A 15,055-nucleotide genomic window follows, 5' to 3' on the forward strand; every position below is an offset into this window, starting at 1 on the left:
TTGAAAAGTCGTTCGCCACTCAGGCCGAAGCCAGCACCATCTGCAGGTATCGGACAAGGATAGCGAGCATCTGCTCATCGGCCTGCGCATTCGCATCCTTGAGCAGGCCCTGATATTCCATCTGCTCGATTATCGCCGTCAACATCTGGGCATCCTGCTCGGGCTGGCGCGAGCCGACAACCTGCAGGATCTGCCGTGCGCCATGCAGCAGGATCTGCTCGTGGGCCTGCACCAGCTCGGCCAGGCGCGGGCACAGCAGCGCCTCCTGGCGGAAGGCCTGCTCGGCCATGAGGAAGTCGCGGCGGTTGTTCAGCTGGCGCAGGACGTAGTCGGCCAGCATGCGCGCCACTTCATCGGCCAGGTGCGCCCGGGCCTCGGGGGTGCCGTCGCCCTGGGCCAGCAACTGGCGCAGCACACCTTCGGTGTTGGTCCACAGCTTGGCCATGTAAGCCGCGCTGCGTTCGACGTACTGGGCGAAGGTATCGGCCAGCAGGTCCTGGATATCCTTGAAGTAGTAGGTGGTGGCCGACAACGGCACGCCGGCCTCGGCAGCCACGGCACGGTGGCGCACGCCGCGCACGCCATCGCGCACGACGATGCGCATGGCGGCGTCGAGGATCTGCTGGCGGCGCTGCTCGCTGCCCTGGCGGGCGGTCTTGCGGCCCTGATACTGCACGCTCTCGGCGACGGCGGTGGCGATACCGGCGGCACCCTGGTGGGGCATTGCGGGGGTCACTCTGGTTTACCTCACGAACAGTGGGTTGCCTGCCCGGCAATGAGGCCGGCACTGACAACATAAAGCTTCAGGCATGAAAAAGCCGCCTCGAAAGGCGGCTTGTTCAGATCGCTCAGGCCTGTGGACGCATGTGCGGGAACAGGATCACGTCGCGGATCGACGGCGAGTTGGTCAGCAGCATCACCAGGCGGTCGATGCCGATGCCTTCACCGGCGGTCGGCGGCATGCCGTATTCCAGGGCGCGGACGAAGTCGGCATCGTAGTGCATGGCCTCGTCGTCACCGGCGTCCTTTTCGGCCACCTGGGCCAGGAAGCGCTCGGCCTGGTCTTCGGCATCGTTGAGCTCGGAGTAGGCGTTGGCAATCTCGCGGCCACCGATGAACAGCTCGAAGCGGTCGGTCACGGCCGGGTTGTCGTCGTTGCGACGGGCCAGCGGCGACACTTCGAACGGGTACTCGGTGATGAAGTGCGGCTGTTCCAGCTTGTGCTCGACCAACTCTTCGAAAATCATCACCTGCAGCTTGCCCAGGCCTTCGTGGCCGAGCACCTTGGCGCCGGCTTTCTTGGCGATCTCGCGGGCACGGTCGACGTCCTGCAGGTCGGCGGCGGTGAGCTCCGGGTTGTACTTGAGGATCGAGTCGAACACCGACAGGCGCACGAACGGCTCGCCGAAGTGGAACACCTTGTCGCCATACGGCACGTCGGTGCTGCCCAGTACCAGCTGCGCCAGCTCGCGGAACAGTTCCTCGGTGAGGTCCATGTTGTCGCGGTAGTCGGCGTAGGCCTGGTAGAACTCGAGCATGGTGAATTCAGGGTTGTGACGAGTCGAAACGCCTTCGTTACGGAAGTTGCGGTTGATCTCGAACACCTTCTCGAAACCACCGACCACCAGGCGCTTGAGGTACAGCTCCGGCGCGATGCGCAGGAACATGGCCATGTCCAGGGCGTTGTGGTGAGTTTCGAACGGCTTGGCCGCGGCGCCGCCGGGGATGGTCTGCAGCATCGGGGTTTCGACTTCGAGGAAGTCGCGCTCGATGAGGAACTTGCGGATGTGCGAGATCACCTGCGAACGCACACGGAAGGTGTGGCGGGTTTCCTCGTTGACCATCAGGTCGACGTAGCGCTGGCGGTAGCGCTGCTCGGTGTCGGTCAGGCCGTGGTGCTTGTCCGGCAGTGGGCGCAGCGACTTGGTCAGCAGGCGCACGCGGGTCATCTCGACGTACAGGTCACCCTTGCCGGAGCGGGCCAGGGTGCCCTCGGCGCTGATGATGTCACCCAGGTCCCAGGTCTTGACCGCGGCCAGGGTCTCTTCCGGCAGGGTCTTACGATTGACGTAGACCTGGATGCGGCCGGTCATGTCCTGGATGACCATGAACGAGCCACGGTTGAGCATGATGCGACCGGCGACCTTGACCGGGATGGCGGCTGCTTCCAGCTCTTCCTTGGTCTTGTCCGCGTACTGTTTCTGCAGGTCGTTGCAGTAGCTGTCGCGGCGGAAGTCGTTGGGGAAGGCATTGCCCTTGGCGCGCTCGGCGGCAAGTTTTTCCTTGCGCAGGGCGATCAGGGCGTTTTCTTCCTGTTGCAGGTCTTGCGCTTCGGTCTTGAGGTCGCTCATGTCGTCATTCTTTCCATCAGGTGTTCGTTGCCCCTGTCGGGCAGGGCACGCGATACGGGCCCTGGGCCTCGTATCGCGGCGGTGGTGTGCGGTTTACAGCCCCTGCTTGAGGCTCGCTTCCAGGTACTGGTCGAGGTCGCCGTCCAGGACCTTCTGACAGTCGCTGCGCTCCACGCCGGTACGCAGGTCCTTGATGCGCGAGTCGTCGAGCACGTAGGAGCGGATCTGGTGGCCCCAGCCGATGTCCGACTTGCTGTCCTCCAAGGCCTGGGAGGCGGCGTTGCGCTTCTGCATTTCCAGCTCGTACAACTTGGCCCGCAGCATTTTCATGGCGGTGTCCTTGTTGGCGTGCTGGGAGCGTTCGTTCTGGCAGGCCACCACGGTGTTGGTCGGCACGTGGGTGATACGCACCGCCGAGTCGGTGGTGTTGACGTGCTGACCACCGGCACCGGAGGAGCGGTAGGTGTCGATGCGCAGGTCGGACGGGTTGATCTCGATCTCGACCTTGTCGTCGATCTCGGGCGAGACGAACACCGCCGAGAACGAGGTGTGGCGACGGGCGCCGGAGTCGAACGGGCTCTTGCGCACCAGGCGGTGCACGCCGATCTCGGTGCGCAGCCAGCCGAAGGCGTACTCGCCCTTGATGTGCACGGTGGCGCCCTTGATGCCGGCGACTTCACCTTCGGACAGTTCGATGATGGTGGCGTCGAAGCCGCGCTTGTCGGCCCAGCGCAGGTACATGCGCAGCAGGATGTTGGCCCAGTCCTGGGCCTCGGTGCCGCCGGAGCCGGCCTGGATGTCCAGGTAGGCGTTGTTCGGGTCCATCTCGCCGCTGAACATGCGACGGAACTCAAGCTGGGCGAGGGATTCCTCAAGCCCTTGCAGCTCGGTCTCGACATCGCTGACAGCGCCTTCATCGCCCTCCTCGACAGCCATGTCGAGCAGGTCCTTGCAGTCGGTCAGGCCGTTGGACAGTTTATCGAGGGTCTCGACCACCTGCGCCAGCATGGCGCGCTCGCGGCCCAGGGCCTGGGCGTACTCGGGTTTGTTCCAGACAGAGGCGTCTTCCAGCTCGCGGTTTACTTCGACAAGACGATCATGTTTGTGATCGTAGTCAAAGATACCCCCGAATGGACTGGGAACGCTCGGTGAGGTCCTTGATGGTGTTCAGGATCGGTTGGATTTCCATGGGCGGGCTGCTCTCGTGCGAATTCGGTGAAAAGCCCGCGAGTATAACCGAGTCTGGGGCCTGGCGGCAGACCCGCCGGGCGGTATGCGCTAATCCCTGTGCGTCCCAATCGACCCACTACGCCAGGATCAGCGTGCCTCCATGTGGGCAATCATCAACTGCACGCTCTCGTTCCCGCGAAACTCATTGACATCCAGCTTGTAGGCCAGCTCTACCCAGCGCACCGTAGGGTTCGGCCAGACCTCGCGATCGATGCCGAAGGCAATTCCGTCCAGACGCACCGCTCCGCACTCGCTCTTGAGTACCACCTTCAGGTGGCGCTCCCCCACGACGCGTTGTTCGACCAGCTGAAACACCCCATGAAACAACGGCTCTGGAAAGTGCTGTCCCCAAGGCCCGGCATTGCGCAATGCCCGCGCCAGGTCCAGGTGAAACTCTTCGACCGCCAGGGTGCCGTCCGACAACAGCCGACCAGTCAGGTCATCCTCACGCAACTGACGCCGCACCTCTTCATCGAACGCCTCGGCAAACGAAGGAAAGTTTTCGGCCGGCAACGACAGACCAGCTGCCATCGCGTGCCCGCCAAACTTGCTGATCAAGGCCGGATGACGCGCCGCCACGGCATCCAGCGCGTCGCGGATATGGAACCCCGGCACCGAGCGCGCCGAGCCCTTGAGCATCCCCTCCCCCGCATCGGCGAAGGCGATGGTCGGACGGTGGTAACGCTCCTTCAACCGCGAGGCAAGAATGCCGATCACCCCCTGGTGCCAGTCGGCGTCGAACAGGCACAGGCCATAGGGCATGGACTCGACTGGCAGGTCCTTGAGCTGGGCCAGCGCCTCGCGCTGCATGCCCTGCTCGATGGACTTGCGGTCCTGGTTCAGGCCATCGAGCTGCTGGGCCATGTCCAGCGCCAACGCCGCGTCCTCGCACAGCAGGCACTCGATGCCCAGGCTCATGTCGTCCAGGCGCCCGGCGGCGTTGAGCCGAGGGCCGAGGATGAAGCCCAGGTCGGTGGAAGTGATGCGTCGATGATCTCGCCGCGCCACCTCGAGAATAGCCTTGAGCCCGGGGCGGGCGCGGCCGGCGCGGATTCGCTCCAGCCCCTGGTGCACCAGGATGCGGTTGTTGGCGTCCAGCGGCACCACGTCGGCGACGCTGCCCAGCGCCACCAGATCGAGCAACTCACCGATGTTCGGCTGCGGCTGAGCCTCGTAGCGCCCCAGGATGCGCAGGCGCGCGCGCAGGGCCATCAGCACGTAGAAGATTACCCCCACGCCGGCCAGGGACTTGCTCGGGAACCCGCATCCCGGCTGGTTCGGATTGACGATGGCATCGGCGGCGGGCAACTGTTCGCCCGGCAGGTGGTGGTCGGTAACCAGCACCTTGAGCCCGGCGGCCTTGGCGGCCGCTACACCCTCGACGCTGGAGATGCCGTTGTCCACGGTGATCAGCAACTGCGGCTGGCGCTGCAGGGCGACCTCGACGATCTCCGGGGTCAAGCCGTATCCGTATTCGAAACGATTGGGCACCAGGTAATCGACATGCGCCGCGCCCAGCAGGCGCAGGCCAAGCACACCGACGGTACTGGCGGTGGCGCCGTCGGCGTCGAAGTCGCCGACAATGAGAATGCGCTGGCGCTGGTCGAGTGCCTCGACCAGCAGGTCCACCGCCGCATCGATACCCTTGAGCTGCTGGAATGGCAGCAGGCGCGCCAGGCTCTTGTCCAGTTCAGCCTCGGTCTGAACGCCACGGGCGGCGTACAGGCGTGTCAGCAGGGGTGGCAGGTTGCCCAACAATGGCAGGGGCGACGGCAGGGGACGGGGTTCGATACGCATGGGGTCTTCGATAATCTGGTGTGAATCAGGTCAGCCGCGCTCGCCGAGCAGCCACTGCAGCTGCACTTCGTGCTGGCCACGGTCGTCGGTGACGAACACCGTGCCTTCGCTGATCATCACATCCCACTTGATGGTGCGCGGCATGTCGGTGGCGAGGATCTCCAGCACGTCTTGCGGCACGGCGGCGATGCTCAGGTTCTTCAGGCCCTTGACTGCGCCAAGCACCTTGTTCTCCCAAACGCGCAAGCTGCCATAGGCCAACAGACTGGTGCGCTCGGTCCGCCGCGAGCACCAGGTCAGGCGGTCGGCGTCGGGCTGGCCAACCTCGATCCAGTGCAGGATGCGATCGTCCAGGCTTTTTTCCCACAGGGCCGCCTCATCGACGTCCGACAGGCCGCGACCGAAGGACAGCTGCTCGTTGTACCAGAGGGCATAGGCCAGCAGGCGCACGGCCATGCGTTCTTCGGTTTCCGAGGGATGACGGGCGATGGTCTGGCGAACGTTCTCGTACACGCCGCGATCGAGGTCGGTCAGATTCAGTTCGAACTTGTAGGTGGTGGACGGCTGGGCCATGGGCAATGGGCTTCTTGCGGGAGAAAGTCGCACAGTCTAACTGATCCGGGGCGCCAGCGCCGGATCAGACAACGCCGATATACCTGCCATCGCCGAGCTGTGATACAACCTGCCCTCACGCCCAGCCGCCACGGATGCCCCATGCCTACGCCCAGCAAACCCCTCGCCGGCCTGAAAGTCATCGAGCTCGGCACCCTGATCGCCGGCCCCTTCGCCTCGCGGATCTGCGCCGAATTCGGCGCCGAGGTGATCAAGGTCGAATCCCCCGATGGCGGCGACCCGCTGCGCAAGTGGCGCAAGCTCTATGAGGGTACCTCGCTGTGGTGGTTCGTCCAGGCGCGCAACAAGCAGTCACTGACCCTAAACCTCAAGCACCCGGAAGGCCGTGACGTGCTCAAGCGCCTGCTGGCCGACGCTGACATCCTGATCGAGAACTTCCGCCCTGGCGTGCTGGAAAAGCTGGGGTTGGGCTGGGACGTGCTCCATGCCCTCAACCCACGCCTGGTCATGGTGCGCCTGTCGGGCTTCGGCCAGACCGGGCCGATGAAAGACCAGCCGGGCTTCGGCGCGGTCGGCGAGTCCATGGGCGGGCTACGCTACATCACCGGTTTCGAGGACCGCCCACCGGTGCGTACCGGGATCTCCATCGGCGACTCCATTGCCGCGCTGTGGGGCGTGATCGGCGCGCTGATGGCCCTGCGTCATCGCGAGGTCAACGGTGGCGCGGGCCAGGTGGTGGACGTGGCGCTGTACGAGGCGATCTTCGCCATGATGGAGAGCATGGTCCCGGAGTTCGATGTGTTCGGTTTCATCCGCGAACGCACCGGCAACATCATGCCGGGCATCACCCCCTCCTGCATCCACACCACCGCCGATGGCCGTCACGTGCAGATCGGCGCCAACGGCGACGCGATCTTCAAGCGTTTCATGCAGGCCATCGGCCGCGACGACCTGGCCAACGATGCGGCCTTGACCACCAACGACGGCCGTGATGCCCGCCGCGACGAGCTGTACGGCGTCATCGACCGCTGGGTCAACAGCCTGCCACTCACCGAAGTAATGCAAACGCTGAACGAGGCTGAAGTACCGGCCAGCCGCATCTACTCCGCCGAGGACATGCTCGGTGACCCGCAATTCCTCGCCCGCGAAATGTTCCTCCAGGCTCGGCTGCCGGACGGCAAGCCCTTCAAGATGCCGGGCATCGTACCCAAGCTGTCCGACACCCCCGGGTCCGCCGAGTGGGTCGGCCCGGCACTGGGCGAACATACGGCCACGGTACTAGCCGGCCTGGGCTACGACGCTGCCGCCATTGCCCGCCTGCGCGCGGCCGGTACGGTGTGACCCACGCCCCATGGGTATCCGCCATCTGCCCATCGTACTCTGCCTGTTGCTGACCGCACTCGTGGGTCAGGTGGCCGAGGCCAGAGAACGCCTTTTGTGGCTGGTACGCGACCTGCCGCCATTCACCATCTTCGAAGGGCCGTCCAAGGGCCAGGGAGTGATCGACCAACTGTTGCCGATGCTGATCGCCCGGATGCCCGAGTACGACCACAGCATCGTCCGGGTCAACCGAGCCCGGGGCCTGCAGATGCTCCAGGAGCCCAGTTTCACCTGCGACCCGACCCTGCTGTGGACCCCCGAGCGCGCCAGATACGTGCATTTTTCCCAGCCATCGCTGGGCGTGCTCAGCACGGGTCTGATCGTGCGCAAGCAGGATCAGGCGCTGCTGGCGCCCTACCTCGAAGGCCAACAGGTCGACCTGCAGCGCTTGCTGACCGAGACCCGACTCAAACTGGGCATCGTCGCGGAGCGCAGCTACAGCACGCAGGTCGACGAGGTCCTGCGGCAACTGCCCGATACCGCCTTCAGCCGTCACTACGGCAACGATGCCACAGCCAGTCTGCTGCAGATGCAGCAATTGGGGCGCCTGCAACTGGTGCTCGGCTATTGGCCCGAGATGCGTTACCTGATCCAGCAGCACAATGGCTCGCTGGACGACTATAGTTTCCACCCCATCCTTGGCGTGAACCACTACCAATTCCTGCATATTGGCTGCTCGGACACCCCTCTGGGGCGTGAGGCGATTGCTCACATCGACCAGATGCTGCCGACCTTGCGTCGGGATACCTTGCCCGAACTTTATGCCCACTGGTTGGACCCAGGGCTGCGCGAGGGCTATTTGGAGCAGGCCAGGCATTTCTTCGAGCAGAGCGAACAGCCGCTACGCTGACGCTCCAGGAAACCTGCAGACTCGAGGCAAAAAGAAACCCCGGCCGCTGGGGAGGACGACCGGGGTCAAGCGAAAGCCCTCGGGGCTTCCAGTGACAGTCTTGACGGTACCGGAGCAAAGCACCATCGGACAGCCCTTGCTGATTCTGATGGGCGTATCAGGCAAAGGTTCCCTGCATCTGTCGTTGATGTTGCAGGGCGGCGATCACACAAGGCTGCAGGCGGCCTTCGGCGATCTGCAGGTCACGGTGCAGGCCATCGACCAGGTCGATCAGCAACTGCTGCTCCACCAACTGACGTGCGCAGACTCCGCGCTGGAGGATCAGCATCCCGTGCTCGTCATAGAGGGTCAACTGACGGCAGCCACGGCTATCGGCCGTGCCGAGCTGGGCCTGGTAAGGGGTGAGGGCTTCGTTGAGCAGTCTGCAGACTCTTTCCATCCGGATCACTCGCTGGCTAAGGTAAGGAAACTGACCTCCAGGCCCGACGGAAAGTTCGCCCTGGCCCGTTACCCTGAGCATGCGCAGCCAACGTGACAATTTCGATGCCCCCAATCGGCGGCCGACTAGAGGCGCTCCAAGGCCTGCTCCAGCCCTACCATCGACATCGGCCAGGACAGCTCCGCCAGCACGTTCAAGCCATGCTGGCGAGCTTCGAGCGCCAGGTCGATATCCCCTGCGCCGGCACACCCGACAAACAACAACCCACCCGCGCAGGAGGCCTGCACCAGGTACTTGAACAGACGTAGGGCGTGACGCCTGGGCATGCCCTGATCGAGCACCAGCACATCCACCGGCCGCTGCAGCCTCGTCGCGGCCGCTACGTCATCGGTAAGCCGGACGTTGTAGACACCCTGGGCATTGAAGGCCTGGTGCAACACCATCTGATAGTAGGGCCTGGCCTGGTGAATAAGGACATTGAGCTGATGCATGTGCCCCCCTTGGAGCATTGAGGCTTATAGGTGGAAGCAACCACTTTAGTAGGGGGAGGTATCTAACTACATGGGAAAAATCTGAAATCTCGAGCCTGTGGATGACAGGCACAAAAAAGCCCGTTCAGGACGGGCTTTCTCGTATCGGTTTGCTCTTAGAGTGGCTTGCCGCGATTGCCATGCTGGCTAACAAAGGCCTGCACCGTCTTCAGGTCGTTGGCCAGCACCGTGCAGCGCTCCTCACGGCTGAACAGGTCGCTCAGGTGCGCCGGCAGCTCCAGGGCCTTGGCGACACCAGCCTTCTCCACCGCCTCGGGGAACTTGACCGGGTGCGCGGTACCCAGCACCACCATCGGCGTATCCAGGCTGCGGCGGCACTCGCGGGCGGCCTTGACGCCGATCGCGGTGTGCGGATCGAGAACTTCACCAGTGGCCTTGAACACCTCGGCGATGGTCTCGCAGGTCTGCTCGTCGGTGACGGCCAGCGAGTCGAACAGCTTGCGCGCCTCGGTCCAGCGATCCTGCTCGACGCTGAAGCCGCCGCCTTGCTTGAAGGTGTCCATCAGTTGGGCAACTGCGGCGCCATTGCGACCGTGCAGGTCGAACAGCAGGCGTTCGAAGTTGGACGAGACCATGATGTCCATCGACGGCGACAGGGTCGGGTGCAAGGAATCCTTGACGTACTGGTTGCCGCTCATGAAGCGGTGCAGGATGTCGTTGCGGTTGGTCGCCACTACCAGCTGGCTGATCGGCAGGCCCATGTTGCGCGCCAGGTAGCCGGCGAAGATATCGCCGAAGTTGCCGGTCGGCACCGAGAACGCCACCGAACGTGCCGGGCCGCCGAGCTGCAGGGCTGCGTGGAAGTAGTAGACGATCTGGGCCATGATCCGAGCCCAGTTGATCGAGTTGACCGCCACCAGGCGGGTGCCCTTGAGGAACGACTGGTCGGCGAAGCTGGCCTTGACCATCTCCTGGCAGTCGTCGAAGTTGCCCTCGATGGCGATGTTGTGGATGTTGTCGCCGAGGATGGTGGTCATCTGCCGGCGCTGCACCTCCGACACGCGCTGGTGCGGGTGCAGGATAAAGATGTCGACGTTGTCGCAGCGGCGGCAGCCTTCGATAGCGGCCGAACCTGTGTCACCGCTGGTGGCGCCGACAATCACCACGCGCTCGCCGCGCTTGACCAGTACATGGTCGAGCAGGCGGCCGAGCAGCTGCAGGGCAAAATCCTTGAATGCCAGGGTCGGGCCGTGGAACAGCTCCATGACCCACTCGTTGCCGTTGAGCTGGCGCAGCGGCGCGACCGCGGCGTGGGCGAAGTTGCCGTAGGTCTCTTCGAGGATCTTCTTGAAGTCGGCGTCGGCGATGCTGCCTTCGACGAACGGACGCATCACCCTGAAGGCCAGTTCGTGGTAAGGCAGGCCCGCCCAGGAGGCGATTTCTTCCTGGGTGAAGCGCGGCAGGTTCTCGGGCACGTACAGGCCGCCGTCGCTGGCGAGGCCCGCCAGCAGGACGTCTTCGAAGTTCAGGGCCGGAGCCTGGCCGCGGGTACTGATATAGCGCATGGGTGCAAACCTTCGATGCTGGGCGCGGGCCGCCGTTGCGGCCCGCCGCCGGAATTAATTGAGCTGTTCGACGCGGATGCGCACGACCTTGCCGACCACGTCCTGGAGCGCTTCCAGGGCGACGATGGCGTCGTCGATGCGTTGCTCGACCACACGGTGTGTCAGCAGGATCATCGGTACCAGGCCGTCCTGCTCCTCGGCTTCCTTCTGCATGATCGACTCGATGTTGATGCCGCGCTCCGAAAGGATGCTGGCGACCTGTGCCAGCACGCCCGGGTGGTCCTTGGCCTGGATCCGCAGGTAGTAGGCACTTTCGCAGGCTTCGATCGGCAGGATCGGATGGGCCGACAGCGCGTCCGGCTGGAACGCCAGGTGTGGCACACGGTTCTCCGGGTCGGAAGTCATGGCGCGAACCACGTCCACCAGGTCGGCGACCACCGACGACGCGGTCGGCTCCATGCCGGCACCTGCGCCGTAGTACAGGGTGGAACCAGCGGCGTCGCCGTTGACCATCACCGCGTTCATCACGCCGTTGACGTTGGCGATCAGGCGATCGTTGGGGATCAGCGTCGGGTGCACGCGCAGCTCGATGCCGTCGGCGGTGCGACGGGCCACGCCCAGGTGCTTGATGCGGTAGCCCAGGGCCTCGGCGTAGTTGACGTCGGCGGTGGTCAACTGGGTGATGCCCTCGGTGTAGGCCTTGTCGAACTGCAGCGGGATACCGAAGGCGATGGACGCCAGGATGGTCAGCTTGTGTGCGGCGTCGATGCCTTCGACGTCAAAGGTCGGGTCGGCCTCGGCATAACCCAGTGCCTGGGCTTCGGCCAGCACGTCGGGGAAAGCGCGGCCCTTGTCACGCATCTCGGTAAGGATGAAGTTGCCGGTGCCGTTGATGATGCCGGCCAGCCAGTTGATGCGGTTGGCCGACAGGCCCTCGCGGATCGCCTTGATCACCGGGATGCCACCGGCCACGGCGGCTTCGAAGGCGACGATGACGCCCTTCTCGCGGGCCTTGGCGAAGATCTCGTTGCCGTGCACGGCGATCAGCGCCTTGTTGGCGGTGACCACGTGCTTGCCGTTTTCGATGGCCTTGAGCACCAGGTCGCGGGCGATGGTGTAGCCGCCAATCAATTCGATGACGATATCGATCTCAGGGTTGCTCGCGACTTCGAACACATCAGCGGTAATGGGGGTACCGGTAATCTGGCAGTTCGGGTTCTGCGAGCGCATGGCAATCTGTGCCACTTCAATACCGCGCCCGGCACGGCGGGCGATCTCCTCGGCGTTGCGCTGAAGTACATTGAAGGTTCCGCCACCGACGGTCCCCAACCCACAGATGCCTACTTTGACCGGTTTCACTGTGAACTCCCCATAGAACGGCCGGCACCTGCGCCGACCGTGAAACATGCCGTCACCCCATGACGACGGCGTACTGAATTGATTACTTGCTCTCTGCCAGGGCCAGCTTGGCCACTTGCGGCGCCGGCTGGTAACCCGGAATCACCTGGCCATTCTGTAGAACGATCGCCGGCGTGCCATTTACACCAATCGACTGGCCCAGCTGGAACTGCTTGCTGACCGGGTTGGCGCACTTGGCGGCCTTGATCTCCTTGCCGTCGACCATCTTGTCCAGCGCCGCGCGGCGATCGCTGGAGCACCATACCGCCTGCAACTGCTCATCACCCGGCGAACCCAGCCCCTGGCGCGGGAAGGCGACATAGCGCACTTCGATACCACGACGGTTGAGCTCCGGCACTTCGGCGTGCAGCTTGTGGCAATACGGGCAGGTGGTGTCGGTGAACACGGTGATATGCGACTTGGTTTCACCCTTGGCCGGGTAGACCACCATCTCGCCGACCGGAATGCCGTTGATCAGCTTTGCAATGCCCTGGCGCTCGGTCTTCTCGGTGAGGTTGACCGGCTTGCCGTCCTGGATCTGGAACAGGTAGCCCTGCATGACGAACTGGCCGTCGGCGCTGGCGTACAGCACGCGACCGCCCTGCAGTTTGACTTCGTAAAGGCCGTTGAGCGGGCTGCTGCTGACGCTCTCGACAGGCACTTCCAGCTCGAGGTTCTGCAAGGACTTGCGGATCGCCTGCTCGGCACCGGCATTGGCATCGGTGGCCGCGGCGACGGCAAAGGTACTGGCCAGCGCCAGGGCGGCGGCGGCGAAAATCTGGGTCACGCGCATGGGGTACTCCTGAAGGCGGACGGGGCCGTGGGGGCGTTGCTTGACCCTGGCGGGTGGCGAACATTCGGCCCTTGCAACAAACCGTCCAAGCCTACCACAACAAACTGGCGCAGTAGGGGTACTCAGGCACCGGTCGGCGGAACATGAAAAGCATTCATCCACGTGGATGGTGTTCGGCGTGCAACTGCTGCAGCCGGGCCTTGGCCACATGGGTGTAGATCTGCGTGGTGGACAGGTCGCTGTGGCCCAGCAGCATCTGCACCACGCGCAGGTCGGCGCCATGGTTGAGCAGGTGCGTGGCAAAGGCGTGGCGCAGCGTGTGCGGCGACAGCGGCTTGTCGATGCCGGCCACCCGCGCCTGGTGCTTGATACGGTGCCAGAAAGTCTGGCGGGTCATCTGCTCGCCGCGCTGGCTGGGGAACAGCACGTCGCTGGGGCGCCCATTGAGCAGCTCGGCGCGGCCATCGCGCAGGTAGCGTTCGAGCCACACCACCGCCTCCTCGCCCATCGGCACCAGGCGCTCCTTGCTGCCCTTGCCCATCACCCGCAGCACGCCCTGGCGCAGGTTGACCTGGTCCAGGGTCAGGCTGACCAGCTCGGTCACCCGCAGGCCACAGGCATAAAGCACCTCGAGCATGGCGCGGTCGCGCTGGCCGATAGCCTCGCCGAGATCCGGCGCCTGCAACAGGGCCTCGACATCGGCCTCCGACAGCGACTTGGGCAGGGGCCGGCCCAGTTGCGGCATGTCCACCTGCAACGTCGGGTCGACAGCGACCAGCCGCTCGCGCAGCAGGTAACGGAAGAACCCGCGTACCCCGGAAAGAAAGCGCGCGGTCGAGCGCGGCTTGTAGCCCTGGTCGAAACGCCAGGCCAGGTGGTCGAGGATCAGCTCGCGCCCGGCATCAGGCAGTGCCACGCCGTGCTCCTGCAGCCAGCCATTGAACAGCGCCAGGTCGCTGCGATACGAAGCGCGGGTGTTGTCGGACAGCCCCTTCTCCAGCCAGAGGGCATCGAGGAACTGGTCGATCAGGGGGTGGTCCAGTGCAGGCATGAAGACTCGGTGGCAAACGACGAAATGACGCTTAGTCTTTCATAACACGGCATGCAGAGGGAGCCCGCGTGAACGAACAGCAAATTCTTTTGAGTGTCGGCGGCATCGGCGCCGCCGCCCTGCTCTGCCAGTGGCTGGCCTGGCGCCTGAAACTGCCGGCGATCCTGTTCCTGTTGCTGTGCGGCATCCTCGCCGGGCCGGTGCTGGGCTGGCTGCAGCCGCAGGCGCTGTTCGGCCCGCTGCTGATGCCGCTTGTGTCGCTGGCGGTGGCGCTGATCCTGTTCGAAGGCAGCCTCACCCTGCACCTGTCGCAATGGCGCGAGATCGGCAGCGTGGTGCACCGCCTGGTCACCGTCGGCGCGCTGAGCACCTGGCTGGTGATCGCCCTGGCCACCCATTGGCTGCTGGGCTTCGACTGGCCCCTGGCGATCCTGTTCGGCACCCTGACCCTGGTCACCGGCCCCACGGTGATCGTGCCCATGCTACGGGTGGTGCGGCCGAAGGCGGCGATCGCCAACATCCTGCGCTGGGAAGGCATTGTCATCGACCCGATCGGCGCGCTGCTGGCGGTGGTGGTCTACAGCTTCATCATCGCCAGCGCCGCCGGCGAAGGCCTCAGCCACAGCCTGGCGACCTTCGCCGGGGTGATCTTCTGCGGCAGTGCGCTGGGGGTTGCCGGTGGCTGGCTGCTCGGGCAGGTCATGCGCGAACAGTGGTTGCCGGAATACCTGCACAACCTGGCCTCGCTGGCGGCGGTGCTGGGCATCTTCATCGCCGCCAACCAGATCGTCCACGAATCGGGGCTGCTGGCGGTCACGGTCATGGGCATGTGGCTGGCCAACATGCCCGGCGTGGACGTGCGGCAGATCCTGCATTTCAAGGAAAACCTCAGCGTGCTGCTGATCTCCGGCCTGTTCATCCTCCTGGCCGCGCGGCTCGACCTGCACGCGTTGCTGGCCCTGGGGCCGGCGGTACTGGGACTGCTGCTGGTGATCCAGTTGCTGGCGCGACCGCTTAACGTGCTGCTGTCGACCCTGGGCTCGCCACTGAGCTGGCGGGAACGGGCATTGCTGGCCTGGATCGCGCCACGAGGCATCGTGGCGGCGGCCGTATCGGCGATTTTCGCCATTCGCCTCG

The 15,055-nt window shown here is 64.5% G+C and carries 14 protein-coding genes; 3 read left to right on the forward strand and 11 right to left on the reverse strand.

Going from position 1 to position 15,055, the window contains the following annotated elements; genetic code table 11:
• Positions 1-19 precede the first annotated feature (19 nt).
• The 5 genes from CC207_RS08940 to CC207_RS08960 form a co-directional block, all read right to left on the reverse strand.
• Positions 20-724, reverse strand: coding sequence for a TetR/AcrR family transcriptional regulator (locus CC207_RS08940; protein ID WP_062360515.1), 705 nt, complete (start codon positions 722-724; stop codon positions 20-22).
• A gap of 124 nt (positions 725-848) precedes the next feature.
• Positions 849-2,351, reverse strand: a complete 1,503-nt coding sequence (gene lysS / locus CC207_RS08945; protein WP_028691575.1) for a lysine--tRNA ligase — start codon at positions 2,349-2,351, stop codon at positions 849-851.
• A 93-nt stretch (positions 2,352-2,444) separates the two neighbouring features.
• A protein-coding gene (gene prfB / locus CC207_RS08950; protein ID WP_143496103.1) for a peptide chain release factor 2 occupies positions 2,445-3,540 on the reverse strand; the annotation gives its coding sequence in 2 pieces (ribosomal slippage) (positions 2,445-3,467 and positions 3,469-3,540; 1,095 coding nt in all).
• Between the two features lie 128 nt (positions 3,541-3,668).
• The gene (recJ, locus tag CC207_RS08955) at positions 3,669-5,378 is read right to left on the reverse strand and encodes a single-stranded-DNA-specific exonuclease RecJ (RefSeq protein ID WP_028691577.1); all 1,710 of its coding nucleotides are present in this window, start codon (positions 5,376-5,378) and stop codon (positions 3,669-3,671) included.
• 30 nt (positions 5,379-5,408) lie between these two features.
• Complete coding sequence (locus tag CC207_RS08960; RefSeq protein ID WP_028691578.1) at positions 5,409-5,951, reverse strand: YaeQ family protein; 543 nt, start codon at positions 5,949-5,951, stop codon at positions 5,409-5,411.
• A gap of 141 nt (positions 5,952-6,092) precedes the next feature.
• Between CC207_RS08960 and CC207_RS08965 the strand changes: the two genes are divergently transcribed.
• Positions 6,093-7,292 (forward strand): CaiB/BaiF CoA-transferase family protein, encoded by a 1,200-nt coding sequence (locus CC207_RS08965; RefSeq protein ID WP_028691579.1) that lies wholly within the window; start codon positions 6,093-6,095, stop codon positions 7,290-7,292.
• Between the two features lie 10 nt (positions 7,293-7,302).
• Positions 7,303-8,181 carry a TIGR02285 family protein gene (locus CC207_RS08970; RefSeq protein ID WP_028691580.1) on the forward strand — a complete coding sequence of 293 codons (879 nt, stop codon included), beginning with the start codon at positions 7,303-7,305 and terminating at the stop codon, positions 8,179-8,181.
• 157 nt (positions 8,182-8,338) lie between these two features.
• Here the strand turns inward: CC207_RS08970 and CC207_RS08975 are convergent, their stop codons facing one another.
• From CC207_RS08975 to xerD, 6 genes are all read right to left on the reverse strand, one after another.
• Positions 8,339-8,620, reverse strand: coding sequence for a DUF3509 domain-containing protein (locus CC207_RS08975; RefSeq protein WP_028691581.1), 282 nt, complete (start codon positions 8,618-8,620; stop codon positions 8,339-8,341).
• A gap of 125 nt (positions 8,621-8,745) precedes the next feature.
• Positions 8,746-9,111, reverse strand: a complete 366-nt coding sequence (locus CC207_RS08980) for a response regulator (protein WP_036986284.1) — start codon at positions 9,109-9,111, stop codon at positions 8,746-8,748.
• 155 nt (positions 9,112-9,266) lie between these two features.
• On the reverse strand, positions 9,267-10,676 hold the full coding sequence (gene thrC, locus CC207_RS08985) for a threonine synthase (protein ID WP_028691582.1): 1,410 nt from the start codon (positions 10,674-10,676) through the stop codon (positions 9,267-9,269).
• A gap of 54 nt (positions 10,677-10,730) precedes the next feature.
• Entirely contained in the window at positions 10,731-12,035 is a 1,305-nt protein-coding gene (locus tag CC207_RS08990) for a homoserine dehydrogenase (RefSeq protein ID WP_023630110.1), read from the reverse strand.
• 82 nt (positions 12,036-12,117) lie between these two features.
• Positions 12,118-12,867, reverse strand: a complete 750-nt coding sequence (locus CC207_RS08995; protein WP_028691584.1) for a thioredoxin fold domain-containing protein — start codon at positions 12,865-12,867, stop codon at positions 12,118-12,120.
• Positions 12,868-13,021: 154 nt separating this feature from the next.
• Positions 13,022-13,918 carry a site-specific tyrosine recombinase XerD gene (gene xerD, locus CC207_RS09000; protein WP_028691585.1) on the reverse strand — a complete coding sequence of 299 codons (897 nt, stop codon included), beginning with the start codon at positions 13,916-13,918 and terminating at the stop codon, positions 13,022-13,024.
• Positions 13,919-13,986: 68 nt separating this feature from the next.
• On the opposite strand from xerD, the gene CC207_RS27135 reads away from it, so the two are divergent.
• Positions 13,987-15,055: sodium:proton antiporter (locus CC207_RS27135; RefSeq protein ID WP_178080957.1), on the forward strand; the 1,069-nt coding region annotated here is incomplete at its 3' end.

The organism is Pseudomonas sp. DrBHI1 (genome assembly GCF_002205115.1).
In the GTDB taxonomy this organism is placed as follows: domain Bacteria; phylum Pseudomonadota; class Gammaproteobacteria; order Pseudomonadales; family Pseudomonadaceae; genus Aquipseudomonas; species Aquipseudomonas mosselii.